The organism is Pararhodobacter marinus, assembly GCF_003122215.1.
GTDB lineage: Bacteria > Pseudomonadota > Alphaproteobacteria > Rhodobacterales > Rhodobacteraceae > Pararhodobacter > Pararhodobacter marinus.
This window is the reverse complement of sequence record NZ_QEYD01000029.1, coordinates 1-1,151: the sequence shown is the minus strand read 5'-3', so window position 1 is coordinate 1,151 and position 1,151 is coordinate 1. Positions and strand designations below refer to the sequence as shown.

The 1,151-nt window shown below is 63.5% G+C and carries 1 protein-coding gene; it reads right to left on the bottom strand.

Annotated features, from left to right (window positions below; all coding sequences use genetic code 11):
- Positions 1-1,145, bottom strand: a 1,145-nt coding sequence (gene tuf / locus C4N9_RS21620; protein ID WP_109535416.1) for an elongation factor Tu, incomplete at its 3' end; no start/stop codon positions are given.
- Positions 1,146-1,151 lie beyond the last annotated feature (6 nt).

The window sequence follows — 1,151 nt, the reverse complement described above, 5'->3', positions numbered from 1 at the left end:
CCGACGGTACGGCCGCCTTCACGGATGGCGAAGCGCAGCTTCTCTTCCATGGCGATCGGGGCGATCAGCGAGACTTCGAACTTCAGGTTGTCGCCCGGCATCACCATTTCAGTGCCTTCCGGCAGCTTCACGGTGCCGGTGACGTCCGTGGTGCGGAAGTAGAATTGCGGGCGGTAGTTCGCGAAGAACGGCGTGTGACGGCCGCCTTCTTCCTTGGTCAGGATATAGGCCTCGGCTTCGAACTCGGTGTGCGGGTTGACCGATTTCGGCTTGCACAGCACCTGGCCGCGCTCGACGCCGTCACGCTCGATGCCGCGCAGCAGGATGCCGACGTTGTCGCCCGCTTCCCCGCGATCCAGCAGCTTGCGGAACATTTCCACGCCCGTGCAGGTCGACTTCTTGGTGTCGCGGATGCCGACGATCTCGACTTCGTCGCCGACATTGATCACGCCACGCTCGACACGGCCGGTCACAACCGTACCGCGGCCCGAGATCGAGAACACGTCCTCGATCGGCATCAGGAAGGGCTGGTCCACGGCGCGCGCGGGCGTCGGGATGTACTCGTCGACGGCTTTCATCAGCGCGTGGATCGAATCCTCGCCGATCTCCTTCATCTCGCCGATCATCGCCTGGAAGGCCGAGCCCTTGATGATCGGGGTGTCGTCGCCCGGATACTCGTACGAGCTGAGCAGCTCGCGCAGTTCCATCTCGACCAGCTCGATCAGCTCTTCGTCGTCAACGAGGTCCACCTTGTTCATGTAGACGACGATGTAGGGGATACCGACCTGACGGCCGAGCAGGATGTGCTCGCGCGTCTGGGGCATCGGGCCGTCCGAGGCGGCGCAGACCAGGATCGCGCCGTCCATCTGGGCGGCACCGGTGATCATGTTCTTGACGTAGTCGGCGTGGCCGGGGCAGTCGACATGGGCGTAGTGGCGCGCTTCGGTCTCGTATTCCACGTGGGCGGTCGAGATGGTGATGCCGCGGGCCTTCTCTTCGGGCGCGCCGTCGATCTGGTCATAGGCCCGGAAGTCGCCGTAGTACTTGGTGATCGCCGCGGTCAGCGTGGTTTTGCCGTGGTCAACGTGGCCGATCGTGCCGATGTTAACGTGCGGTTTCGTCCGTTCAAACTTTGCCTTCGCCATGATGGC